This window comes from Gardnerella nova, from assembly GCF_049244055.1.
GTDB classification, from domain to species: Bacteria; Actinomycetota; Actinomycetes; order Actinomycetales; family Bifidobacteriaceae; genus Bifidobacterium; species Bifidobacterium vaginale_H.
Map to the genome: position 1 here is coordinate 890822 of NZ_CP058369.1, position 26533 is coordinate 917354.

The 26533-nt window shown below is 46.4% G+C and carries 16 protein-coding genes and 2 tRNA genes; 13 read left to right on the top strand and 5 right to left on the bottom strand.

All coding sequences use genetic code 11. From position 1 onward, the window contains the following. Positions 1 to 103: 103 nt before the first annotated feature. Positions 104 to 179: transfer RNA gene (locus HXT56_RS03650), tRNA-His, on the bottom strand. Positions 180 to 331: 152 nt separating this feature from the next. Here HXT56_RS03650 and purT point away from each other — a divergent pair. The 6 genes from purT (at position 332) to purD (ending at position 10603) form a co-directional block, all read left to right on the top strand. Then, on the top strand, positions 332 to 1624 hold the full coding sequence (gene purT / locus HXT56_RS03655; RefSeq protein WP_421777743.1) for a formate-dependent phosphoribosylglycinamide formyltransferase: 1293 nt from the start codon (positions 332 to 334) through the stop codon (positions 1622 to 1624). A 164-nt stretch (positions 1625 to 1788) separates the two neighbouring features. Further along, complete coding sequence (gene purC / locus HXT56_RS03660) at positions 1789 to 2571, top strand: phosphoribosylaminoimidazolesuccinocarboxamide synthase (RefSeq protein ID WP_421777744.1); 783 nt, start codon at positions 1789 to 1791, stop codon at positions 2569 to 2571. A 221-nt stretch (positions 2572 to 2792) separates the two neighbouring features. Further along, complete coding sequence (locus HXT56_RS03665) at positions 2793 to 6539, top strand: phosphoribosylformylglycinamidine synthase (RefSeq protein WP_421777745.1); 3747 nt, start codon at positions 2793 to 2795, stop codon at positions 6537 to 6539. Between the two features lie 51 nt (positions 6540 to 6590). After that, positions 6591 to 8078, top strand: a complete 1488-nt coding sequence (gene purF, locus HXT56_RS03670; protein WP_421777746.1) for an amidophosphoribosyltransferase — start codon at positions 6591 to 6593, stop codon at positions 8076 to 8078. Positions 8079 to 8221: 143 nt separating this feature from the next. After that, a complete protein-coding gene (gene purM, locus HXT56_RS03675) occupies positions 8222 to 9256 on the top strand; it encodes a phosphoribosylformylglycinamidine cyclo-ligase (protein WP_421777747.1) in 1035 nt (344 codons plus the stop codon). Between the two features lie 75 nt (positions 9257 to 9331). Continuing rightward, positions 9332 to 10603 (top strand): phosphoribosylamine--glycine ligase, encoded by a 1272-nt coding sequence (purD, locus tag HXT56_RS03680; protein WP_421777748.1) that lies wholly within the window; start codon positions 9332 to 9334, stop codon positions 10601 to 10603. A 627-nt stretch (positions 10604 to 11230) separates the two neighbouring features. Here purD and HXT56_RS03685 read toward each other — a convergent pair. Then, positions 11231 to 13264 (bottom strand): LTA synthase family protein, encoded by a 2034-nt coding sequence (locus tag HXT56_RS03685; protein ID WP_421778480.1) that lies wholly within the window; start codon positions 13262 to 13264, stop codon positions 11231 to 11233. A 438-nt stretch (positions 13265 to 13702) separates the two neighbouring features. On the opposite strand from HXT56_RS03685, the gene HXT56_RS03690 reads away from it, so the two are divergent. The 6 genes from HXT56_RS03690 (at position 13703) to HXT56_RS03715 (ending at position 20707) form a co-directional block, all read left to right on the top strand. Beyond that, positions 13703 to 15082, top strand: coding sequence for an alpha/beta hydrolase (locus tag HXT56_RS03690; protein ID WP_421777749.1), 1380 nt, complete (start codon positions 13703 to 13705; stop codon positions 15080 to 15082). Position 15083: 1 nt separating this feature from the next. Beyond that, positions 15084 to 17750: a bifunctional lysylphosphatidylglycerol flippase/synthetase MprF gene (locus HXT56_RS03695; RefSeq protein ID WP_421777750.1), complete on the top strand. Its 2667-nt coding sequence runs from the start codon at positions 15084 to 15086 to the stop codon at positions 17748 to 17750. Positions 17751 to 17885: 135 nt separating this feature from the next. Further along, complete coding sequence (gene purE, locus HXT56_RS03700; protein WP_421778481.1) at positions 17886 to 18350, top strand: 5-(carboxyamino)imidazole ribonucleotide mutase; 465 nt, start codon at positions 17886 to 17888, stop codon at positions 18348 to 18350. Beyond that, positions 18334 to 19506 carry a 5-(carboxyamino)imidazole ribonucleotide synthase gene (purK, locus tag HXT56_RS03705; RefSeq protein WP_421777751.1) on the top strand — a complete coding sequence of 391 codons (1173 nt, stop codon included), beginning with the start codon at positions 18334 to 18336 and terminating at the stop codon, positions 19504 to 19506. Before purE ends, purK begins: the two co-directional genes overlap by 17 nt. A 291-nt stretch (positions 19507 to 19797) precedes the next feature. Further along, positions 19798 to 20196: a Fur family transcriptional regulator gene (locus HXT56_RS03710; RefSeq protein WP_116711905.1), complete on the top strand. Its 399-nt coding sequence runs from the start codon at positions 19798 to 19800 to the stop codon at positions 20194 to 20196. Between the two features lie 199 nt (positions 20197 to 20395). Continuing rightward, entirely contained in the window at positions 20396 to 20707 is a 312-nt protein-coding gene (locus HXT56_RS03715) for a hypothetical protein (RefSeq protein ID WP_250309568.1), read from the top strand. 57 nt (positions 20708 to 20764) lie between these two features. Here HXT56_RS03715 and HXT56_RS03720 read toward each other — a convergent pair. Both HXT56_RS03720 and HXT56_RS03725 read right to left on the bottom strand, forming a co-directional pair. Further along, positions 20765 to 20837 (bottom strand) — tRNA-Arg (locus tag HXT56_RS03720). Between the two features lie 143 nt (positions 20838 to 20980). Continuing rightward, on the bottom strand, positions 20981 to 22174 hold the full coding sequence (locus HXT56_RS03725) for an SLC13 family permease (RefSeq protein WP_421778482.1): 1194 nt from the start codon (positions 22172 to 22174) through the stop codon (positions 20981 to 20983). Between the two features lie 326 nt (positions 22175 to 22500). Here HXT56_RS03725 and HXT56_RS03730 point away from each other — a divergent pair, with 326 nt between their 5' ends. Then, entirely contained in the window at positions 22501 to 24252 is a 1752-nt protein-coding gene (locus HXT56_RS03730) for an acetolactate synthase large subunit (protein WP_421777752.1), read from the top strand. 76 nt (positions 24253 to 24328) lie between these two features. On the opposite strand, the gene dnaG is transcribed toward HXT56_RS03730, so the two are convergent. Further along, positions 24329 to 26488, bottom strand: a complete 2160-nt coding sequence (dnaG, locus tag HXT56_RS03735; protein ID WP_421778483.1) for a DNA primase — start codon at positions 26486 to 26488, stop codon at positions 24329 to 24331. Positions 26489 to 26533: the final 45 nt, after the last annotated feature.

Sequence of the window (26533 nt, forward strand, 5' to 3'; positions counted from 1 at the left end):
CCATACCAGTCTACTCCATAGGCTGCGTTGGTTTAAGTGAGACACAATCACATAACAAAAATCGCATAACAAAAAACGGCCGGAAAATTACCAGCCGTTCAAATGGGGTGGCTAACGCGGCTTGAACGCGCGACCTTCTGAACCACAATCAGATGCTCTACCGACTGAGCTATAGCCACCATGTGCGCGAAACGAATCGAAACAAATCGAATCACACAACAGAGGAATACTATACACGATTCCCTCGATTTACGCTAGCACAACACACTTCGGCGCGTCGCATATTAAAACTAATCCCCAGCTAGACAATACTAAATGTAACAATGGTTGTATGAGTTTTTCTGAGCAAAATCAGCACATTTTTGGCGTAACTGAAAACAGCAATAATACGACGGCACTTCTGCTTGGCTCAGGTGAGCTTGGCAAAGAAATTGCGATTGAGCTTATGCGATTGGGCGTGCGCGTTTGCGCTGCAGATAGCTACGAAAACGCACCGGCAATGCAAATTGCTCACGAATATCGTGTACTCGATATGTCAAATCCCGAAGCATTGCAAACACTTATTACACAAGTGCAACCGAATATTATTATTCCGGAAGTCGAAGCGATTGCTACGAAGGTTCTCGCGAAAGCTGCGAGCCAGCATATTCAGGTGGTACCTAGTTCGGATATCGCAGCCATCGCTATGGATCGCGAGCGCTTGCGAACAATAGCCCACGAAGATTTAGGTCTTCCTACTACACCTTATAGATTTGCTTCTTCTTTTGAAGAATTGGAGGAGGGAGCTAAAAAAGTTGGCTACCCTTGCGTTGTTAAGCCTGTTATGAGTTCTTCCGGACACGGGCAGTCAGTAGTGCGTAGTTCTGAAACGCTGAAAGATGCTTGGGATGAGGCTCAGCATGGAAGGCGAGCAGCAGTTGGGCATGAAAACGAGTGTTCTCGCGTCATTGTGGAAGCTTTGGCGCCACTCGATTACGAGCTTACAGTGCTTACCGTCAGTTCTTCGGCAGGCATTACCACTTGCGAGCCGATTGCGCAACGGCAGCAGGATGGAGATTATAGGGAATCTTGGCAGCCGGCTAATATTCCAGGATCAATCCGTGTTGATGCTCAGAATATTGCGAAACGCGCCGTAGAAGGTTTAACTAATATTGCGCGCGAAGCAGACGAAACCGGTTGGGGTGTGTACGGTGTTGAATTATTCGTACTTAAAGACGGCTCGCTTTTGTTTAACGAACTTTCTCCTCGCCCACACGATACTGGCATGGTAACTATGATTTCGCAGCATTACAGCGAGTTTGCGCTTCACGTGCTCGCTATTTTAGGAGTGCCTGTTACAGCAAACTACACTTCGCTTTCGTTACGAGATGATGAAGTTGCTGCAAGCCATGCAATTGTTGTTGAAGGCGAGGGAGAAGTTGGATTTACTAATATTTCCAAGGCTCTACAAGCGAACGAAAATTATCGAAGCGGTTTGCGAATTTTTGCCAAACCATCTGTGCACGGCCATCGACGTATGGCTGTAGCTCTTGCAACCGGTTCCACACAAGACGAGGCAAGAAAAAATGCGACACGCATTGCAAGCGCATTGCATACGGATTGTGCAAATGCTGAAATACTTTGAAAATAAAGGTATTAAACAATAATTTATATTGAGTCTCGGCAATATTTGTCGGAAATTTTGTAGGCAACAATTGTTACGCTAATCGTGCTGGCCAAGGTCAGGTAAACCTACAAATATTGTTGGTTTGCGCCTACAACTGTGAGTGCACGAAGAGAGGGCATATCATGGAAAAACTTGAGAAGTTGTATGAAGGCAAAGCCAAAAAACTGTACGCTACCGATGACACCAATGTGCTCTGGGTCGAATATATGAACCAGGCCACCGCTGGTAACGGTCTGAAGAAAGCTCAGATCGCCGGTAAAGGCAGTTTGAACAACCGGATTACTTCTTTACTATTCCATCTACTTGAGGCGCGCGGCGTAAAAAGCCACTTCCTCGGACGAATTTCCGATACTGAACAACTCGTAAAGCGTATGCGCATGTTCCCGCTGGAAATCATTATGCGCAATACTGCTGCCGGTTCTTTTGCAAAACGTTACAACGTTAAGGAAGGAACCCCATTAAAGAAGCCATTGTTGGAATTCTGCGTGAAATCCGACGAACTTGGCGATCCGTTTATTAATCCTGAAGGTGTTGTGGCTTTAGGTCTTGCTACCGACGAGGAAATGGCGGAAATTACGCGTCAAGCTCACGCCGTTAACAATGCTTTACTGGACATCTTCTCCAAGATTGATGTGCAACTGGTGGACTTCAAGATTGAGGAAGGCGTAGACGCGCAAGGCAACATTTTGCTCGCGGACGAAATCACTCCAGATACTTGCAGGCTTTGGGATAAGCGCAATGCTGGCGCAGATGGCGTAAGTCATTTGGATAAAGATTTGTTTAGGCGCGATTTAGGCGACATTATTCCTGCTTATGAAGAAATTCACGCAAGACTTTTAGCCTTGGCAAATAACGAAGGCCTGGATGTTGCCATTCGTCAGCCAGAAGACTGCGTAACAAAGTAATGATTTATTGTGGCTCGTATCTTACAAAGGGTACGGGCCACATGCTTTCTTACAGTAATACAGTAACAAAGCAGCCAATCTCATTGCCGGTAAGTCGCATTGTTCTTACGCTACGGCTTATTACATAACTTAAGATAATTACATAACTTAAAATAATTACATAGTAACCGACACAAATAAACACTACACTCGTACCGCACACTCAATAAGGTAGGTTTCTCGTGGTATTTCGCGTATATGTAGAAAAGCGCACTGGTTTTGACGTTCAAGCTCAACAGCTTCTGCACGAGCTTAAGGAAATTCTTGGCATAAGCGCGATTACTTCCGCACGAATTATTAACCGTTATGACGTAGAAGGTATTGGGGAGGATTTGTTCCATACCGCCGTGCAAACAGTGTTCAGTGAACCTCCTGTTGACAACACCTACGACTATTTGCCAATTAGCACTACCGAGCACGTATTCGCTGTTGAATACTTGCCAGGACAGTTCGATCAGCGAGCGCAATCCGCTAGCGAATGTATACAGTTGATTAGTCAAGGCGAGCGCCCGAACGTGCGCAGCGCTAAAATCATTGCGTTACAAGGCAATCTTGACGAAGCAGCTATGGACGCGATTAAGCATTATGTTATTAATCCCGTCGAGGCGCGTGAAGCTTCTCTCGATGAGGTGACGAGCCTGCAGCATGAGGCTGTTGTCCCAGCAGACGTGGAAGTGTTGAGTAGCTTTAACGATTTAGATGCTCAAGGCTTGCAAGATTTTATTCGTACGCGCGGCTTGGCAATGGATTTAGCAGATGCGCAGTTCTGCCAGCAATACTTCCGTTACGAACAACGCAACCCTACTATTACCGAAATTCGCGTAATCGATACGTATTGGTCCGATCACTGCCGTCACACAACTTTTGGTACGGAGCTTACTAATATCACTATCGACGACGAAACCGTACAAGAAGCGTTCCAACGTTACCTTTCCTTAAGAAGCAAACTTAACCGCGAAAGTAAGCCAATCTGCTTAATGGATATGGCAACAATTGGTGCAAAATATTTGAAACAAACCGGCGAGCTGAAAAATTTGGACGAATCCGAAGAAATCAACGCTTGCACGGTAAAAGTTAAGGTTGATGTGAACGGCCACGATGAAGATTGGCTGTTCCTCTTTAAGAACGAAACGCATAATCATCCTACAGAAATCGAGCCTTTTGGTGGCGCGGCAACGTGCATTGGCGGATGTATTCGAGACCCTCTTTCCGGCAGATCCTACGTGTATCAAGCCATGCGCGTAACGGGCGCCGCCGATCCACGCACCCCAATAAGCGAAACCTTAACCGGTAAGCTTCCACAACGAAAAATCGTAACTTCTGCAGCTGCCGGCTATTCTTCGTACGGCAATCAAATCGGCTTAGCAACAGGCGAAGTTCACGAACTGTATCACCCGGGTTACGTTGCTAAACGCATGGAAGTTGGCGCGGTTGTTGCCGCTACCCCAGCCGACCACGTACGTAGGCAAACGCCTGCACCTGGGGATGTGATTATTCTTCTGGGTGGTCGCACCGGACGCGACGGCATCGGCGGCGCTACCGGCGCTTCAAAAGCTCAGGACGTTGAAAGTATCGACGAATGTGGTGCTGAAGTACAAAAAGGCAACGCTCCTATCGAACGCAAACTGCAACGATTGTTCCGACGAAAAGACGCTTGCCAACTTATTAAGCGCTGTAACGATTTTGGCGCGGGCGGCGTATCTGTAGCAACTGGCGAAATTGCAGACGGATTAATTATTAATCTCGACAAAGTTTCTAAAAAGTACGAGGGCCTTGACGGTACGGAACTCGCTATTTCCGAATCTCAGGAACGCATGGCTGTAGACGTCGCCGCAAGCGATACCGAAGAATTCCTTAAGTATGCTCGCGAAGAAAATCTTGAGGCAGCAGTCGTGGCAACGGTTACTGAAGAAGCTCGCATGCGCATGACGTGGCGTGGAAAAACTATTGTTGATTTAAGCCGCGCGTTCTTGGCTTCTAACGGTGCTCCAAAACAGCAGGCTTTGCACATTGAATCCGGCGAGTCGTACCAAACCCCATGGCAAAGCCAGTCTGACGCATCGCTGAGCGAACGCATGCGCAATCTTGTTGCAGACATTAATGTAGCTTCTAACAAGGGCTTAGCTGAGCGCTTCGATTCCACTATTGGTGCCGCAACAGTGCTCATGCCGTTTGGCGGCCGCCGTCAGCTTACTCCAGCTCAGGCAATGGTTGCGAAATTCCCAGTATTTGGCGAAACGAACACTGCTTCTGCAATGGCGTGGGGCTTTAATCCGTATTTGATGGAAAAGAACCAGTTTACTGGGGCTTATGTGGCTGTTGTTGAGTCTTTGGCAAAGCTCGTGGCAAGCGGTTTCACTCGAGAACGTGCTTACTTGAGTTTGCAAGAGTATTTTGGTAAGCCAAACGACGTTCCAGAACGCTGGGGTAAGCCTGCTGCAGCCGTTCTCGGTGCTTTAAGCGCCCAGCTTGATTTTGGCGTGGGTGCTATTGGTGGCAAGGATTCTATGAGCGGTAGTTTTGAGAATTTGGATGTGCCACCAACTTTAATTTCGTTTGCTGTTTCAACCGGAGATGCGCGTCTCGTTGTTTCCCCGGAATTTAAGGGCGTAAACCATCGCGTGGTGCGCATTGCTCCTCAATATAAATCCGACGGAATTACTCCAGAAAGAGAAAGTTTCCTGAAGATTCTCAATATTGTCGAAAATCTTACGAAAAACAAGCAACTTCTTGCTGTGTCTACGCCTGGCTACGGTGCAAGTGCTGAAATCCTGTTTAAGATGACGTTGGGCAATCATATTGGCTTGCGTTTGAACAGTACAGTAAGCGACAACGATTTGTTTAAGCCAGCGTACGGAAGTTTCTTTGCGGAACTTGCGGAAGATGCCGACATTCCTTCGGCAGATTCAGACTTGGTAAACGTTGAAGTAATTGGCGAAACTAGCGAAGATTACACGATTACCTCCGCTTCTGGCGAGTGCGTTGAATTAAGCGATTTGCAGAAGATTTGGGAAAATGAGCTTGCTTCAATCTTCCCTTATAAAAAGCCTGGCGAAATTGTAGAAACTATTAACGAAACCAATGTTTCTACTAAAAATCACGTGCGCACAAAGCTTACGCCGCTTTCGCACCCGCGCGTTATCATCCCAGTCTTCCCTGGCAACAATTGCGAATACGACACTCAAGCTGCTTTTGAAAAGGCTGGTGCCGACGCTCACACGCTTATTATTAATAATTTGAGCGCGCGCGATATTGCTGAGTCCGCTCAACAGTTAGTGGACGAAATTAAGAAGAGCCAAATTGTTATGATTCCTGGCGGCTTCTCAGGCGGCGACGAGCCGGATGGTTCCGCAAAGTTTATTACTGCTTTCTTCAGGAATCCGGCAGTTACGGACGCTGTGCGCGATTTGCTTAATAATCGAGACGGCTTAATGTTGGGTATTTGCAACGGCTTCCAAGCGCTTATTAAGCTGGGTTTGGTGCCGTTTGGAGATATTGTTCCTATTGACGAGCAGTGCCCAACGCTTACTTACAATACGATTGGCCGTCACCAGAGCCGTATTGTGCGCACAAGAGTTGCGTCCAACATGTCACCTTGGTTGGCAAATACGCAGGTTGGCGATGTTCATACGGTTGCTATTTCTCACGGCGAGGGACGTTTTATTGCTACGCCTGAAGTTATGGAGAATCTTATTAATAACGGTCAGGTTGCCACGCAATATGTCGACAGTAATGGCGTTCCAAGTATGAGTTTGAATGTTAATCCGAACGGATCTGTTATGGCTGTAGAGGGTATTACTAGCCCTGATGGCCGCGTGTTTGGAAAGATGGGACATTGCGAGCGAGCAGGAAAAGGCTTGTACGTGAATATTCCTGATTTCCATGAACAGCCTTTGTTTGACGCTGGCGTTCACTACTTTACTGCGTGAATGGTCGCTGTTATGAATTTCGTTGTCAAACTCATCATCGAGGGGGTATAGATGTCTGCAGAGCTTGAAGATATTCACGAAGAATGTGGCGTATTTGGAGTGTGGGGTCACTCTGATGCTGCGAGACTCACCTACTTTGGTTTGCACGCATTGCAGCATCGTGGCCAGGAAGGCGCTGGCATTGTTTCAAACGATCACGGCCAGTTACACGGATACCGCGGGCTAGGCTTACTTACGAAAGTTTTTAGCAATGAGCAGGTTATGGAGCGCTTAACAGGAAACTGCGCTATTGGTCACGTTCGTTACGCTACTGCAGGCTCGGGAAGTGTCGATAATATTCAACCTTTCTTATTCCGCTTCCACGACGGAGACGTTGCTCTCGCACATAACGGAAACTTGACGAATTGCACTAGCTTACGCAATTCTTTGGAAGATAATGGCGCTATTTTCCACTCAAATTCCGACACTGAAATACTCATGCACTTAATCAGACGCTCAAATAAACCAACGTTTATGGAAGGTCTTAAGGAAGCGTTGCGCACGGTTCATGGCGGGTTTGCTTACCTTCTGCTAACGCAGGATGCTTTAATTGGAGCTACGGATCCTAATGGTTTCCGCCCTCTTTCGCTTGGTCGCATGCAAAATGGCGCTTATGTGCTTGCTTCTGAAACTTGTGCGTTGGATATTGTAAGTGCCGAGTTTATTCGAGATATTGAGCCGGGCGAGATTATTGTTATTAACGACGAAGGCTATAGGATTGAGCACTACACCGACCATGTTCAGCATGCGGTGTGCTCTATGGAGTTTATTTATTTCGCTCGCCCTGATTCTAATATTTATGGCATTAATGTTCATTCTGCAAGAAAGCGCATGGGCATTCGCTTAGCCAAGGAATCCCCTGTCGACGCCGATATGGTGATTGGCGTACCGAACTCGTCTCTTTCTGCAGCCGCAGGATTTGCTGAAGCTACGGGCATTCCTAACGAAATGGGTTTGATTAAGAATCAGTATGTTGCTCGCACTTTTATTCAGCCTACGCAGGAGCTTCGTGAGCAAGGCGTGCGTATGAAGCTGTCTGCAGTACGCGGCGTAGTTGCCGGCAAGCGAGTTATTGTTATTGACGATTCTATTGTGCGCGGAACCACTTCGAAGCGTATTGTACAGCTTCTTCGAGAAGCGGGTGCTAAAGAAGTACACATGCGTATTTCTTCACCTCCTCTTAAGTACCCGTGTTTCTACGGTATTGATATTCAAACTACTAAAGAATTGATTGCCGCCAAACATTCAGTTGAGGAGATTCGCGAGTATATTAATGCTGATTCGCTAGCGTTTTTGTCGTTGGATGGTTTGGTTGAGTCGATTGGTTTGCACAAGCCGGCACCTTACGGCGGCTTATGCGTGGCTTATTTTAACGGCGACTATCCTACTGCTTTGGACGACTATCGCGATGAGTTTTTGGCTTCGCTTACTCCGCAAGAGCGCGAGCATTTGCAAGAAGTGAAGCAGAATAGTAAATATTCGCACGAAAGTCTTATATAACTTAATATTTTACTTATTTACTGTAATTTATTAGTAAATATTAATAAATATAAGTAAATATTAATAAAACTTAAGAAAATACGTATAGTACATTTACAGTACAGGTACAGCACAATTACAGCACAGTTACGAAAGGAATAAAGATGCCACACGCGTATGAGGAAGCTGGCGTAAGCGTAGAAGCAGGATACGAAGTAGTGCGTCGCATTAAATCGCATGTAAATCGCACGAAGCGCCCAGGCGTTATGGGTGGCATTGGCGGATTTGGTGGATTGTTTGATTTGGCATCCCTCGGTTACAAAGAGCCTGTGCTGATTTCCGGCACGGACGGCGTTGGAACCAAGCTTATGGTTGCCAAAATGATGAATAAGCACGATACGATTGGTATTGATTGCGTTGCCATGTGCGTAAACGACATTGCAGCTCAAGGAGCGGAACCGCTGTTCTTCCTCGACTACATTGCTTGCGGAAAAAACAATCCTGCGCTTCTTGAGCAGGTTGTTGCGGGCGTTGCAGACGGTTGCGTTCAAGCTGAAGCTGGTTTAATTGGTGGCGAAACTGCTGAAATGCCGGGAATGTACGACGAAGACGAGTATGATCTTGCCGGTTTTGCGGTTGGTGTTGCGGAACGTTCAAATATTGTTGACGGATCTACTATCGCTGCCGGAGACGTGCTTATTGGATTGCCTTCTTCTGGAGTGCACTCGAACGGATTTTCGCTGGTACGCAAAGCTTTGTTTGAAGAAGCCGGCTTGGACGTAAATACTAAACTTGACGAATTAGACGGAAAAACGGTTGGCGAAGTCTTGCTTGAGCCTACGCGCATTTACGTAAAAGCCTTGAAACCACTGTTTGCGGAGCATCTTATTAAGGGAGTTGCTCATATTACCGGCGGCGGATTTATTGAAAACATTCCACGCATGTATGCGGATGATTTGGCTGCAAAAATCGACACTAATAGCTGGAAAGTTCCGCCTATTTTTGGTGTTATTGAAAATGCTGGCAAAGTTGCTCACGCTGAAATGTTTAACGTTTTCAACATGGGCATTGGCATGGTTCTTGCTGTCGATGCTCAAAAAGCCGATGAGGTTTTGCGTATCCTAAGCGAGCATAACGAAGCAGCTTATGTTATTGGCAGTATGATTCAGCGCGGGAATGAGGCCGTAGAACTACACTAGAGCACCCTCTCCCACCAAACTTAAGGTCACATCGAGTACGAACTAGTAAGCAAAGCCAAAACGGAAGGAATCGTCATGAAAGTTTTAGTTGTTGGATCCGGCGCACGCGAACACGCAATTGCACACACGCTTCTTAAAGGTGAAAGCGTCGAAGAAGTTACCGTCGCACCTGGAAATCCTGGTATTGCAGCCGACGGTATTCGCGTGGAACCAATCAACGTTTCGGATCATGACGCTCTCATAAAGTTTGTTACTAATAACGGCTACGACTATGCGTTCATAGGCCCTGAAGTGCCGTTGATGAACGGTATTGTGGACGATTTTGAAGCGCATGGAATTGCTGCTTTTGGCCCAAACAAGGCTGCGGCTCAAATTGAAGGCTCTAAAGATTTCGCAAAAAGGCTTATGTCTCGCCATAACATCCCGACCGCATCCTACCAAACCTTTGACGCACTAGAGCCGGCACGCGCCTACGTGCTTGAGCATGGCGCCCCAATTGTGATTAAAGCCGACGGTTTAGCTGCCGGAAAAGGCGTTACGGTTGCGATGGATGAGCAAACAGCGGTTGAAGCTTTGGAAGATATTTTCGTCGACCATCGTTTTGGTCAGGCTGGTGCGAAGGTTGTTATTGAAGACTTTTTGCAAGGTCAAGAGTTTTCGCTTATGAGTTTTGTAAGCGGCACTGATTTTTGGGTTATGCCAATTTCGCAGGATCATAAGCGCGCATACGATGGCGACAAGGGTCCAAATACTGGCGGAATGGGAGCGTATAGCCCTGTGCCGCAGATTAGCAACGAAACGGTTGAGCGTGCTATTAATGAAATTGTGCGCCCAACTGTCGAAGGATTAGCCGAAGAAGGAACGCCTTTTACCGGCGTGCTTTATGCTGGCTTAATCGATACTGCTGACGGTCCGAAGGTAATTGAGTTTAACGCGCGCTTTGGCGATCCGGAGACGGAAGTGGTACTTCCTCGCCTAACTTCGGACTTCGGTGAAGCAATTTGGAATATTTTGCAGCATAAAACCCCAACTTTTACTTGGAAAAATAATGGCGTTACGCTCGGCGTAATCATTGCTAGCGAAGGCTACCCTGGAACGTTAGTCACTGGCACCCCGCTTCCACACATTCCTGTTGACGAAAAGCAAGGTCAGCACGTGTATTTTGCGGGAGTTAAAAGCGAGGAAGGAACCGGCAGTCTCGTAACTTCTTCCGGACGCGTAGCGTTGGTGCAGGTTCACGGAAGCGATGTGGCGGATGCGCAAAATAACGTCTACAACATATTAGGCAAGCTGGAACTTCCACACATGTTCTTCAGGCACGATATTGCCTCAAAAGCGCTTCTCTAATTTTTTTCTCCCCCCAGACTGCAGGATTTGCATCACGGCAGTTTCTTAGGTGGCTGTGAGGGGTGGGTGCTGCTTGTCTCGCAGCGCTACACTCCTATACCTCATTTGGACTAGTGGACAGGTGGTTAAGTTTAGTTTTTTACTTACTTTTTTTGCGGAAATAGTTATTCATCAACAAGACTATTACTATCGCTCCGCTTTTATATTGCTCGACCAAGCAACACCCACCCCTCACACATCAATTCACCCACCGCCCTCAAAAGCACAACTTCAAAACTTCCGAATGTTTTGGGAGATTCCAACAGTTTCTTTACGCGACTGTAAAGAAACTGTCGCTTTTTGGATTAATTCCGACAGTTTCTACACACGACTGTAAAGTAACCGTCACTTTTGGGCGAGATTCCGACATTTTCTATACACGTTTGTAACGAAACTGTCGTTTTTTGGCTAGATTCCGACATTCCCTATACACGACTGTAAAGAAACTGTCACGCAGAACCACAAACGCAAAGCTACAGAAGCGTGTCCCGCGCTCAGTGCGAAAAATCTCAAATCTCCACCACACTAATATTCCTACTACAGAATTACGATGCGCATTAAGATGTGATATAAGCTACAGGTTTTGAGTCACGGCAGTTTGAAGAAGTTAGTGTTGCGAATGTAGTTCTTTCCGGCAGTAATGTCGTATTGTATAAGCTTATAGTCGTCCAAAAGCCGCTTGGTTTCTTTGCTCATATCCGAATACGCCATAGGCTTACCGTCACGATTCAAATAAATCGGCTGGCCCTCAGGAATCCTATCCCAGCCCTGAATCGTATTGACCACAGGAGGCTCCATAGCACTTATACGGTTATGTAGCTTCGTCAACAAAGCCAAGTATGCAGAAACCTTCGCGTTCATATGCGAAGCAGCTTTAGCAACAAAAAAGTTAGGCGAAGCGTAGTCGTTTTCGCGAATCTTATACGCATTTTCGTGAGCACGCTTCATACTGCTGTCACGCTGCTGACGCGCTTTTTTATTCGACCAAATAAAGTAATCAGTCAAATGCAAAGCTAAGGAATTCTTTTCATCCGCGCTCGCCGTGCTGTATACTCCCGGCAAGTGATCGCCATAGAACACAACAGTTACCGGCTTATTGAGCTTATCCAACTCCTGCAAAAAGTCGGCAGTTGCCTCGTCCGTATATTTCACGCCTTGAGCGTAGGTTTCAATAGAAGTAGTTTCGTCACTTCCCAAAGCTTCGGCACCGTTGGCAGCGTTCGCTTTGAAATCGTTATGCGCATACCAGTTGCGGTACGGCATGTGATTTTGCATAGTAACAATTTGCACAAAACGCGAACCGTTCACATTCGCAATCTTCTCAAACGCACTCTTATACGCTGACGCGTCCGAAACGTAAGGAGACTTATCAAGCATGTCTCGGTGTGCAATAACGTCCGGACCTTGCAAAGCGTAGAATTTTCCAAAACCAAACTTCTTATAGTTCGTAGAACGCAAGTACATGCTCGGCTCGTATGGGTGGAAAGCTACAGAACGACTGGCATCGCCCCAATATTGGTTAATAGTTGGCGTCCACTGTGCGTTAGGAACCAGCTGCTGGTATGGGCTGGTCAGCGAAGCGTTAAAGTTCACCATACTTAAGCCCGTTAGCGACATGTACTCAAGGTTTGCAGTGCCACCACCGTAGCCTGAAGACAGCATTAAGCCGCTGTCAGTGCGCTGCTTAAGCCCGCTAATAAACGGCATAGGATTCTTATTTAATTGCAAACCTGGCACTCTGGAAGGATCAGAGAAGGATTCTGAAAGCACGTAAACAACCGTATTATCGGTCAAATTTGTGGTGCGGGAACGATTGATACGCTTGGCTTCATCAGCGTAACGCTTATACAAAGCTTTCATCGTTGCTTCATTATAATTAGCCGGCTTATCCATAATTTTCGGATTTACCTGACGCAAAAACGCTACCAAAGCTCCATTTCGCTGAGCGTCATAAACAGAATCCCACATCGCCGGCATGTCGCCCATTGCTTTAGAAAAATTATTAGCAACGGAATCAACCGTACCAACTCCGGTAACATACCAAACCAAATTTCCAAGCAGAACCAACGCAACGATTGCGCGCGTACCAATCAAATATCGCAAATCCTTAAACCGCACAACTCTGCCATGATTCTCATCAATAATGTGCATTGCAATACTGAACGCCACAATAAGCACAAACCCAACAACCGCAACACCGATAACCATAGGCGCGTTATCCGGCAAAAATGAAGCAATATTGCCCGTGTTACTTTTCAAAAAATTCAAATCCGCTGGAAGAATCGTCTCGTAGCGCACATTCACTTTCATATATTCAATAACAGCAATAAGCATTGAAACGGCAAGTAATATGGCACTCACTATCCAGAAGCGGTTAATAATAAGCAGCATAAGACCGTAGATGAGGCCAATAATGAGCATGTTGAGCAGCAGCACGAAATTAAGATGCGTCCACATTTTAGTTAGCAAAGCCCAACGGCCACCGACCATTGCGGAAGTCATTTCTACTCTACCGCTGCGCTGCACACCCATTTGCACAAACAACACTGCCAGGCTGTCGACAACAACAAACAAAACGGCATACAGCCAGCCCGGAATAGTAATATGCAAAAATGACTTCATACTGTTCTTAATACTGTCTTTTATGCTGCCCTTAATAATGCCCTTCATACTGCCCATACTGTCCTCAAACAACGCATAAATCCATAAAATCACTGATATAACGCTACTCTACTTATTCCTATCGTCATCGCGCACCCAACATTCACCACTGCTTCTCATAACTTGAATATTTGTAAACATTTTCGACACAACAATATATTTCATACTTTTGAAGGATTACAATATATATTTTGCAATCTAGTATGAAACGCATAGCAAAAAAGATAAATATCACAGTGCCAGCGCCACTATAAAACGCAATCTTACAAGACGTATTGAGGAAAAATTAAGATACGTGCGCTATATTAACGCGTTTGGCAGGAATTTACACGTATAACCGTATAACAACGAACGCATTGGCAACAACGCGCAAATTGAAAGAAAGTGCAGGATTAAAGCATGCAGCAGTTGGCAAAAGTGAGCCTTTTACAAGGTTGGTTACCAACAAGCTTATTCAGCGTAACCGGTATTACTTTGGTGTTACTCGTTGTTATGCGCTCGCATGCTGGCAAACGCCTAATACATTTTCTGGTACAAATTGGTGTTGCGAGCATATCGTTTGTAGTAGGCGGCGGTATCGCATGGCTCGTTTCTGACGTATTTGTCGCTTTTGGAGTAAGCCTTGGCTGGCTTGTAATTCTTTCTATCGCATGCGGCTTTGGATTAATCGGTTTCGCCGCCACAGCAGTGGTACTTTCGCGCGGAATAAAACGATTTACAGCAATTGTTGCGATTATACTCACGTTGGTCAGTACCGCTTTGCGAGTAGACATGGTTTACGGCGAGTACACGACTATAGGCTCCATTTTTGGTATGGGAGCTTTCCCACAACTTGAAGTCGAGCGGGAACAGTCTGCCACTGCGAGCATTGAAGAATGGCGAAGTCTTGCAAACCACAATAAATTGCCTCGACTTCCTAAAAAAGGAATCGTAAGATCGGTGCGTATTCCTAATACTATTTCTCACTTTCACGCACGAACAGCAAACGTATATTTGCCGCCTGCAGCATTAGTAAAAAACGCTCCAAAGCTACCAGTTATGATTATGCTAGCGGGACAACCTGGAAGTCCTAACCATTTTTTTGCTGCAAGTGATATCGCAAAAACGCTTGACAACTACGCAAAAAATCATGACGGACTTGCACCTATTGTTGTTGCACCAGACCAGAACGGAGCAACAACACACAATTCTTTATGCTCTGACACTCACGTTTTTGGAAAAGCTGAAACTTACTTAACTAAAGACGTGCCGAATTGGATTAACAAGCATCTTCCGGTAAGCAGCGATCCGAAAATGTGGCTTATGGGAGGCTTTTCTCAAGGCGGCACTTGCGCTACGCAACTAGTTCCGTCCCACCCTAATATTTTCAGCAGCATGTATTCTGCTGGAGGCGAATTGGCACCAACGTACAAAAATCGTCAAGAAACTATACAACGCTACTTTAATGGCAATACGAAAGCCTATAACAAGCATGTTCCGGAAATAATTATGAGACGAAACGCACCTTTGAAACAAAACTATTACGCTATTGCAGGATATTGGGACCCCAAATCACAAGCAAACCAAGCAACTATTGCTATGAGTGCACACCGAGCAGGAATGAATGTGATAACTATGCTTGCCCCGAACTCTGGGCACGATTGGCACACCGTACAAGCAGGATTGGCGCTTGTTATTGACCAGTTTTGTAAACAAACTGGCATCGCCGACACAACACCTCATTTTAGTGCGTACCAAAATCTTGAAGTTCTTATTCATCAGCGAGTGAATCGAAACTAATATGAAACTATCTTTCTTTCATAAGCGCCGCAAGCAGAATAGCTCACGCTCACCACGCTCACGATCGTTTCGTCATGCAAAAATTTTAGCGCAAGATTTCATATCGTGGATTAAGCAACGCGCATTTGCCTTAGCGATAACCTGCGGTTTTATTGTCATAAACTGCATACACTGGCTTGCCGTAACCATTATGCACGTTTACACGTACGGAACCAATGCAACGCTTGCGCAACTGTTTATGCGACATCATCCGCGCAAAGGCCCGAGCCTATTCTTTGGTCACGGCAACATGTCGGAACTGCTGCTCAAACTTTGCCACTCACTACTTTTCGTAAACAGCATGCCTTCGCTACTGGTTAATAGTCTTCTCGCACTAGTGCTAATCGGGCTTGCAGAAACACGAATAACCCGTTTTCGTATTGTTACCATTTCCGTTATAAGCACCATTATCGGTATGGTAATTGGGCTTACTATTATTGGTAATCTTTCTATTCTTATTCGCAACATGCACTGGATTACCAAGATTCCTATACGATTATCTCCTTTTACGCTTTTTATTGGCGCATTTATGGCGTCAGCCGCGCGCGAATCAATATTATGGCATCGCCGAATGCTGGTAATCGGTTACGCAACTACTTCAGCAATGCTGCTTTATAGTGGAAACCCGGGAGACTACTGCACTATTATCGCCGCTCTAATAGGCCACGTTCTTGGCAATCTCATGTACGGTCGTAATCGCAAAAATCAAGGCGTAAATTGGTGGGAAGGAACCGATTACGAAATTCGCAGGCTGTTTGCTTTCACGCAGAGCATACTAGCTTTGGGTCCGCTGCTGGCTTTGTCGTCGCGATCTCACGCTGGAATTCTTACCACCCTTGGTTTGTTTATGTCGCCACAAATGGGCTCAAAACCTTGGCTTACACGCTGCTTAACTAATTACAGCACCAACAGTTGTCTGCTTCATTCCGGATTACACCACGCTGCCGTCGGCGGACTGTGGATTCGTATTCTTCTGCCGAGCATTACTATGATGCTTATTGCGTGGGGAATGTTGCGAGGACGTAGGCTAGCGGCATGGTCTTCTATTGTTCTTAACTCGTTAACTGTGCTCTATGCCGGCATGTACTTTACGGTTCTTCCGTTAATTGCTACTAAACAGCCTGAACTTACGCACCAACACAACGCGGTTGCTGTTGCATTTATGCTTACTGCACTTCCGCCGCTATTATTTACTATTTTACTCGCCATTAATTTGAAACATTTTTCTATTCATACAGATCGGCTTAAAGTTCGGTTAGGTTTATTGGCGATAGTGATAACGCTGTACGTTACCGGGGTAGGTTACGTTATTTTTGGTCTTATGATGTCGGACAATTTTAAGCCTACAGCCGATATACATCACCTTTTGCGTGATTTACCTGGACGCTGGATGCCAATGGGATTCGGCAATCGTTCTAACGCTATGCTTCGCACGCAAACACCGTTATCGTCGTTTCTTGCGCAAAGCGTGGGCGTAATTTTTTGGATGGCTATTTTTATGGTTTGCCTCACGTGGTTCCGAAGCAAACTTGCAACTAATGAAAACGATAGGGCTCAAGCAAGTTCCCTTGTGGAATTGGGCGGCAATACCATGAGCTTTATGACTACTTGGCCAAATAACCACTACTGGTTCTCCCCAAGTGGACAATCTGCAATCGCCTACCGTTTAAGCTACGGAATCGCACTCACTCTTACCGGTCCTTTTGGCAATACAAGTGAATATACGCAAAATCTTCGCAGTTTCATTCAACTGTGTGAACAAAATTCATGGTCTCCAGCATTTTATGCCGTTCACGAAGAATCACGGCAAGCGCTAGAAAAGCTCGGTTTTACTGCGATTAAAGTTGGCACAGACATGCTCGTCAATCCTAACGAGTGGCAGACTCGCGGAAAAAAGTGGCAGGATATTCGCACTGCTATTAATAAAGCTAAGCGTGATGGAATTACTGACGTGTTGTGCACTTACAATCAAGCTCCGTTGGAAGTACAGCAGCAAATTGTGGAAATTTCTGAAGAATGGGCTGAGCTTAAAGCCCTTCCAGAAATGAAATTTACGCTCGGCGGCTTGGAAGAATTGCGAGACGAACGCGTAAAAATCTTGTATGCACAAGACGAAAGTGGCAACGTACTCGGAGTGACCAGTTGGATGCCAACGTATCGCAACCACCGTATTATCGGCTGGACACTTGATTTTATGCGACATCGTACCGATAGTCCTAACGGCATTATGGAATTGTTGATTGCTCGCATGGCGGAACGTTTGCGCGACGAAGGGCTAGAAAATCCGGAATCTGCCGTGGAATTTATGAGCCTTTCTGCCGCACCTTTGGCAGGTATTGGCGAGCATGGGCTTGGCGAAACCGAACCGCAGTCAGCCAACGTTATCAGCCACGCTTTGGAAATGATGTCGGATATTTTGGAGCCGGCTTACGGATTCAAATCATTGTACTTCTTCAAGAAAAAATTCCAGCCAACCGCAAATCCTGTGTACGTCTGCTACTTGGATTCTGCAAAACTTGCGCAAATTTCTCTTGCAGTAACTCACGCATATTTGCCGGAAGCCAGCCCAAAGCAATTGTTAGAAATGACGAAATCATTGCGTCCAAAAAGTGACGAACGTAACAAATAATTTGTGAACTTTTGCTGTATTTTTACTCTAGTTTCGCTCCACTTTCGGCGAGTTCTCCCGACTGTTGCGTAAAGTAACAAGTGCACGTCAGGGAGGTTCATCGTGTCAGAATTAAAGCCAACCGTCGCTGTCGTAATGGGATCCTCAAGTGATTGGGAGACCATGCGTCATGCTTGTGAAATCCTAGATAAATTCCAAGTTCCTTACATGAAACGAGTTATTTCTGCACATCGCACGCCAGAACTTATGGCTGATTTTGCGCATAATGCTCGAAAAGAAGGATTCCATATTATTATTGCCGGAGCCGGTGGAGCAGCCCACTTGCCTGGTATGATTGCGGCACAAACCACACTGCCAGTTATTGGCGTTCCGGTGCGTTCGCACGCGTTATCTGGCTGGGATTCGCTGCTTTCTATTGTGCAAATGCCGGGAGGAATTCCTGTTGCCACAACAGCCGTTGGTAATTCTGGCGCAACTAACGCAGGATTGCTTGCTGTGAGTATTCTAAGCACAAACGACGAGCGTCTAGCAAACGAACTTGCAGAATATCGCGAAGAACTTAAAGCGAAAGTTGAGGAATCCAATGCCGACCTTATCTGAAGTCACTAATGGCGCTGTTGAACGCTTAATGCCGGGCGCTACTATTGGAATTATTGGCGGCGGACAACTTGGACGCATGATGGCTATTGCAGCACGTCACATGGGATTCAGAATTGGCGTTCTTGACCCTACCGTTGACTGCCCTGTGTTCCAAGTAGCAGACTTACAGGTTGAAGCAAATTATGACGATCCTGAAGGCTTACGCGAGCTTGCAGAACGTTGCGACGTGCTCACTTATGAATTTGAAAACGTAAATGCGGATGCACTCGATAAAGTTCGTCATCTTACTGCTATTCCTCAAGGCACAGACTTGTTGCGGGTTACGCAAGATCGCGTCAGTGAAAAAACGTTTATTAATAGTCATGGAATAGAAACTGCTAAATGGTGCGAAGTTAATAGTCTTGACGATTTAGACGCTGCAATTGACGAAATTGGTTTTCCTGCTATTTTGAAAACTCGCAGAGGCGGCTATGATGGCCACGGACAAGACGTGTTGCGCACAGAAGAAGACGTTGCCAACATTCACCATAGAGCAGATCGCGGCGGAAAATTCCCACCTTCTATTCTTGAAGGTTTTGTTGATTTTGCTTTTGAAGCTTCGATTCTTGTTTCTGGCAACGGCAAGGATTTTGTGACTTACCCGCTGGTAAAAAATGTGCATCACAATAGTATTCTGCACATGACTCTTGCCCCAGCTGTGGTGGATGCGCAGGTTGAGCAGGCAGCGCACGAGTTAGCGTTACGCTTAGCTAAAGGCTTTGAACTTGCAGGAACTTTGGGTATCGAACTTTTCATCACCAAAGATAATCGCGTGGTGGTTAACGAACTTGCTCCTCGTCCGCATAATTCTGGACACTACACGATCGAAGCTTGCGACATGGACCAGTTTGAAGCGCATATTCGCGGTATCGTAGGCTGGCCTTTGCAGAAGCCTCGCTTACTTTCCCCTGCTGTTATGGTAAACGTTTTAGGACAACATGTAGCTCCTACACGCTCGCTTATTTTAGAGCATCCAGAATGGCATATACACGACTACGGCAAGGCAGAAGTGCGTAAGAATCGCAAAATGGGGCATATTACTGTGCTGTGTGACGATCCTGTTGATGCTGCTGCCGCATTAGACGCTACCGGCTGCTGGGATGACGAACTCAACTAAAACCAAAACTAAGGTTGAATTAAGGTTGAGCTAAAGTTTAACTAGTCAAAATAACACAATAATTTAAGATTTGTGTACGTATAGTTGCGGTGCCTTATTGAAACTTTCCCAAATTTTAATAAAGCACCGCACTTCTCGTATAACACAACGTCTATAATGAAATATCTCTTACAAATATGCAATGAAATGTCTCTTACCAGTATTTGACTAAAGTTAGAAACGCTTAAAAGCATGTGTTTCAAGTAGTGTAATTCAAAATAACTACTTGTAAAAGCTACGAAAGGACGCGAGATGAACGGCGAACCTGTACGTCGACATACGAAGCAAAAAGAAATAGTGCTCGCCTATTTACGAGAATCTCGCAATTTTGTTTCGGCACAAGACTTGCACAGAATATTAGCCAAAGACGGAGAAATAATTGGTTTAGCGACTGTGTACCGTCAGCTCAACGCACTTACGCAAAGTGGCGAAGTAGATACAGTACGTTTTAACGGTCAACAATTATTCCGCATTTGTGACGAGAACACGCACCACCATCATTTAGTGTGCGAACGCTGCGGAAAAACCGTTGATATTGAGCCGCCTGACGATGAGGGCTGGATTCATAAGGTTGCGCAAGCGCACGGATACACAGTTGTTGACCACACGCTGGAAGTATTCGGCTTATGCGAAAACTGCCGGGAGCAGTGACGCTCCGAGCCACTTTCGCAATGACCCTTCTTTCGTTACTGGCGCAGTACGGTTCCTGCACGAGTAACATATAACAGCGCTTTTTCGTTACTGGCGCAGTACGGTTCCTGCACGAGTAACGTATAACAACGTTTTTCGTTACTGGCGCAGATTGCATACTGCACGCTCACAGTTGCAAACCCCGGAGATTCTCCGGCAAATGTTCCAAAAAACGGCCAAAACGACAACAAACTCCGGGAATTTTCCGGCAAATGTTCCAAAAAACCACCAAAACAACAACAAACGCCGGAGAAAAAACTCCGGCAAATGTTCCAAAAAACAGCCAAAACAGCAACAAATGCCGGAAATTCTCCCGCAAATGTTCCACAAATTAGCAAAAGTGATAATTACTTTACAGCTGCGTAAAGGAAATAACGCTCGCGCGTTTGGATGGCTTGGATTGTGTGGTGCTCGCGCTTTAAGCGCTCGCTACCGAGCTTGCGTTGAAAGCACACCGTGCTTTCAACCCTAAGCAAGCTCGGCACTTTTAAAAAGCCCGAAATTCTAATAATTTCGGGCTTGGTAAAAGTGCCCCCGACGCGACTCGAACGCGCAACCAACGGATTAGAAGGCCGTTGCTCTATCCTTTGAGCTACAGAGGCAAACAAATGGTCATTATACCAAAACGTCACTATCAACGCGCCATATAACGCACCATACAATCGCAAATAACACTTATTTACGTAAAGCAAGCAAACACTTATTCAGCACAATAAACGCTACCAACAAACGCTACCAACAAACGCTACTCAATAATCCACGCAAGCGACATTAACACCGCAAGGAAGAACACGTTTACAATCGTATAAGTAAGCAAATAGCGTCCCCTATGCTCAGCATACTGATGCGTAATACCCTTGTAGGAAATAAGCGAAGCCATAGACGCAATCAACGTACCCATGCCGCCAAGGTTCGTACCAATAATCAGCATCTTCCACTGATCACAGAATCCAGAAAGCAGAATCGTCGTCGGCACGTTGCTAATAAACTGGCTCGAAGCCACAGAAACTTCCATCGGATGCGTACCAACCCACATTTGCGCAAGATCGCTAAATCCTGGCACGCGACGCATATTACCAATAAAAATGAAGAACATAATAAACGTAAGCGGCAACGCCCAGTCGAGCACACGGAACACGTGGCGATCGCAGATCAGAAAAGCAACCACCATAATCACCAGCATCAGCCAGTCTGGAATCCAACCACTTACGCCGCACAAGCACACCACAAACAGCAGGCTATACACAACCACGCGCCAACGCGTAAAACTCATGCCGTAGCCCATCACACGAATCTCATCCGGCTGCGGATGGCCATGCGAAGGGGCCAGCACACTCTGCTCAATATCGTCCCCTTGCAATCCCGCAAACTGATCAACTTTACGCGACTTAAAGAAAACGAAAGCAAACGCAACCATCAACACCGCAGCGGTAACAGTGTACGGTGCCATAATCTTCAGAAAATCCTGCGTCGACATGTGCGTCAACGCTTTTAAGTACAGATTATGCGCGTTACCAATAGGAGTGAGCATACTGCCAACATTGGCGCCGATTGTCATCAGCGTTATCACAAGAATCGCTTGTTTTTCAGCATTTGCCATCACCAACACGGATAGCGCAAACGGCACAAACGTAACCAACGCAACGTCGTTCGTAATCCACATTGCAGAGAAAAACGTGAGCGACATAAGTACAAGCACAAGCCCGCGCTCCGTGCGCACATGCCGCAAAAGTCGCGCACCAATCGAACGGAATACGCCGATACGCTGGAAGCCGCAAACCACCATCATCAAGCACACAAGTTGCACAATAGTGTTCACATGAATGTAGCCCAAATATTGAGAGTCTGGAGGCACGAGAAAACAAGAAATAATTGCTAAAATAGCCGCAACAATGAGAATGGTTTCACACTTGACCAAATTGAGTAGCCAGCGCTTCATCATTCCTCCGTACGGCAGCAAATACAACTCGCTCAATTATACTAGAAACCCATTCCCACAAGGCCCCTATTTTCCCGACAAAATCGTTGCAATAGCAACGTATTGAGCACTACGAAGGCCGAGATTTAGCCGCAAATGCGTGAGGATAAAATCCGCCTTTTTTCGTGACACGCGCGGCAAATAAGCATGTCGCGAAAGACAAGAATACGTATATCATATAGAAAAGAATTTGTTGACTATACAACTAAATAAATAAGTAGCTACACAACTAAGTAGCTACACAACTAAATAGCTACACAACTACACAACTACACAAGAAGCGAAATATGGCAGAATCACAAGAAACAGAAAATCTGAATATTGCACAAAAACTTGAGCGACAGAAACATCTTCGCGAAAACCATAAGCGCAACACTGCAGATTTAGTTGTTGAATGTTTGGTAAATGAAGGAGTTGAAGTAGTTTTCGGCATCCCAGGTGAGGAAAATATTCCACTTCTTGAGGCAATTGAGCGCGACGGCCGCATTCGTTTTGTGCTCACTCGCCACGAGCAAGGCGCTGGTTTTATGGCGGCAACTTACGCTCATATTACTGGAAAGCCGGGCGTCTGCCTGGCAACTCTTGGCCCTGGTGCGCTCAATCTTACGCTTCCTGTGGCTCAAGCAAACGCAAGCACTACCCCACTTGTAGCAATTTGCGCGCAAGGTAACGTTTCCAGATTGTATAAGGAATCTCACCAAATTATTGATTTGGTTGCACTGTTCCAGCCGATTACGCAATGGTCTTCTATGATGCTCGCTCCAGCTTCCGCGCCAGAAATGGTTCGTAAGGCGTTCTCTATTGCGGGCCGCAATCGTCCAGGAGCCACCTGCCTCGTGATTCCGGAAGATATTAGCGAAATGCCTGCGCCAGCCGACGCAAAGCCACTTCCACTGCCGCATCCGCTGCACATTATGCCTGCTCCGGACACCATTGAAGAAGCAGCGAAAATTATTAGCAAAGCAAAACAGCCTATTATTTTGGCTGGAAACGGCGTTGCGCGCTCTCACGCAGAAAATCAGCTTCTTGCATTTGCTGAGCAGCTTAACGTGCCAGTTGCCACTACTTTTGAAGGTAAGGGCGTTTTCCCGGATAATCATCCGAATGCGCTCGGAGTTGTTGGTTTTATGCATCGCGACTACGAAAACTTTGCGTTTGACACGGCTGATTTGATTATTGCCGTCGGCTTCTCGATTCAGCAGTTCGATCCGAAGAAAATCAACCCGAATATTGATAAAACTATTATTCATATCAATACTTTTGTGGAAGATACCGACGCACACTACCCTACTGCGCTGAATATTATGGCAAATATTGGCCAAACGCTTAAAACTCTTACGGAAGTGCTAAAGCAGCGCAACGTAACCTTCGACGTAAGTCACCCGCGTATTCGCCAAATGCTTACGGAAGAATTACATTCTTGCGAAAACGACGAGAGCATGCCAATGAAACCGCAACGCGTAGTTTACGATATTCGTCGCGCTGTTCCTGAAGGCACGAAGGTGCTGGTTGATACGGGTGCTTTGAAAATGTGGATGGCGCGCTTGTATCCAACTATGCACCCGAATACTTGCATAATCGACAACAGCCTTTCGACTATGGCTTGGACGCTTCCGGGAGCCGTCGGAGCTTCGTTTATTCGCGATAATTCCGGAAAAATGAACGCAAAGCCAGTGCTGGCTGTGATGGGCGACGGCAGCTTCATGATGAACGTGCAGGAGATTGAGACAGCTGTGCGCGTTGGCAGCCGTATGGTGGTGCTGGTTTGGGAAGATAACGCGTACGGCTTAATTAAGTGGAAGATGGAGCTTCACGCCGGCGAGCACGAGTACGTGGACTTCCATAATCCGGACGTGCCAAAATTGGCGGAAAGCTTTGGTGCGCGCGGGCACGCTGTTAAGAAGCCGGAGGATTTGTACAATATGCTTCGCGATGCGTTGGCGCAGGAAAGTGGCGTTGACGTAATTTCTTGCCCGGTTGATTACAGCGAGAATATGAAGCTTATTGAGAAGCTCGGCGATATTGATTTCAGCAACTGAGTTCTAATAATTTTTGCAAGCAAAAAGGTTACGCAACCAAACTAGATTGCGTAGCCTTTTGTTTTATGTTGGAAACTTACATAATTTGAGACTGAAGGTTTTTGCGAGCCGCTTCCATTGCAGTAATTTGCCCGAGAAGCGTAATCTTTTCTTGCCCATCTTGCAACTTCGCCATGCGCGCCCGAGCAGCACCAATGCGCCGCATGAGGCCAATATCGAGCAGACGAATCAACAGTTCGTTAGCATACTTGCTTTCCGCTGGCGTAGCCCTACGCACATAATCAGACGGAGACCCAGATACAGCCTGCTGATTCTGTTGGTACTGCTGAGATTGCGCACTATATTCGTCGCCAGCTACTGAAACTGATGAAGCTGATGAAGCTGCTGGAAGCGGTAACGGCATTACCGAAAGCTCCGTAATAACCGGCTCAAGCAGAGGTCCCGCAGACTTCGTCATCATATGAAGCCATAAACCTTGCGTAACGTTGCCAGTCGGCAAGCCACCAGCAGCTACGAAAGATTGGAATAATGTGCGGAACACAGGCGTCATAAAATTATTCAACGTAAGCTGCGCAAATAATTTCTCGTCAAAAGCAAGCGGAACCTGCAACAGCAGCGCCATAAACTGCTGTTCACACATAAACACGGCATCGTCCACTCGATAATAATGCTGATTTTGCGCAGCACTGCGAGCTAAAGCCATGCGAGAGGTTTGATCAGAGGATTGAGTATCTCTCAACTGCTGCCCGCCAAGCGCATCTGAATTATATCGAGAAACGTAAGCGTCGTCGTCACGAACTTGCAGACGACGGCGAGCCGCTGCTACTTCGCGACGCATAACTGACAAATCAATTCCAATTCGACGCACGGCTTTGCGCGTGTACAAATCAAGTAACGAACGGTCACGAATCTGCGCAATAAGCGGAGCAACCGCCTTAACCGCACCCATTTGGCCGGTCGTAAACGAAGTATCAAAACGGTTAATTACCGTGTCAATAACAAAATCGTAAAGCGGACTTGCGTGCGCAACTAACGAACGCACGGCCTCATCTCCTCGCTGAATACGCAAATCACACGGATCGAGATTGTTATCAGCCACCGCAACAAACGTTTGTGTCAAAAACGTGGAATCAAGACCAAAAGCGTGCAAAGCAGCCTTCTGCCCAGCCGCATCACCGTCAAAAGTGAACACAATACGCGAACTTACAGACTGTCCTTCAACTTTCAGCGGGCCAACCAACTGAATTGCACCTAAGGAATCGTCCGCAATAAGGCGACGCACAATTTTCGCATGTTCCACGCCAAAAGCCGTACCACATGTGGCTACTGCCGTATCGACACCCGCCACATGGCACGCCATAACATCCGTGTAGCCTTCAACAATTACAACTTGGCGCTTTTTTACAATATTTGCTTTCGCTAAGTCGATTCCATATAACACTTGCGTTTTGCGATATAATGCAGTGTCTGGAGTGTTAATATATTTTGCGCTAATAGTATCGTCGTCGTATAGTTTGCGAGCGCCAAAGCCGAGAGTTCGGCCTGTTGAATCGCGAATCGGCCACGTTAAACGCCCTCGGAAGTAATCGTAAATACCACGCTGGCCAAGGCGAGCAAGACCAGCATCGAGCAACTCTTGACGCGTAAAGCCTTTATTTGCAAGATATCGGACTAAATTATCCCATCCTTGAGGTGCGTAACCGCATGCGAAATGCGCACTTTGTTCCGGAGTAAAGTTGCGTCCTGCAAGAAGGTCGCGAGCGGGAGCTGCTTCTTTGGTATTGAGTTGCGAAACAAAAAACTTTTGTGCTTCTTCGTTTGCTGCAAGCAATCTAGCACGTTTAGATCCGGCATGAGTTTGTGCGTCACCATCTTGCGATTGCTTGTAGTGCATTTCAATATGGTATCGATCCGCCAAAAATTCTACAGCTTCGCGGAAATCAATATTTTCTTTCTGCTCCACGTACTTAAAAACGTCGCCGCCGGCGCCGCAACCGAAACAATGCCACACGCCTAAACTTGGACGCACACTAAAACTTGGAGTTTTTTCATCGTGGAATGGGCAAAGTCCTACGAAAGTGCCGGTTCCGGAAGGTTTGAGCGTCACCGTTGCGGACACAATATCGTATAAGTCTGCCACGGCGCGCACGCGCTCAATATCTTCTTTCACAATCATTCCAACCATGATATCTAGCTTATCGCAAACCGGCGGCGAGCGTGACACTTGTGAGTACAGAAGGCGCCACTATTATTCCGCTTCAAACGCGAGAAGCACCCGCAC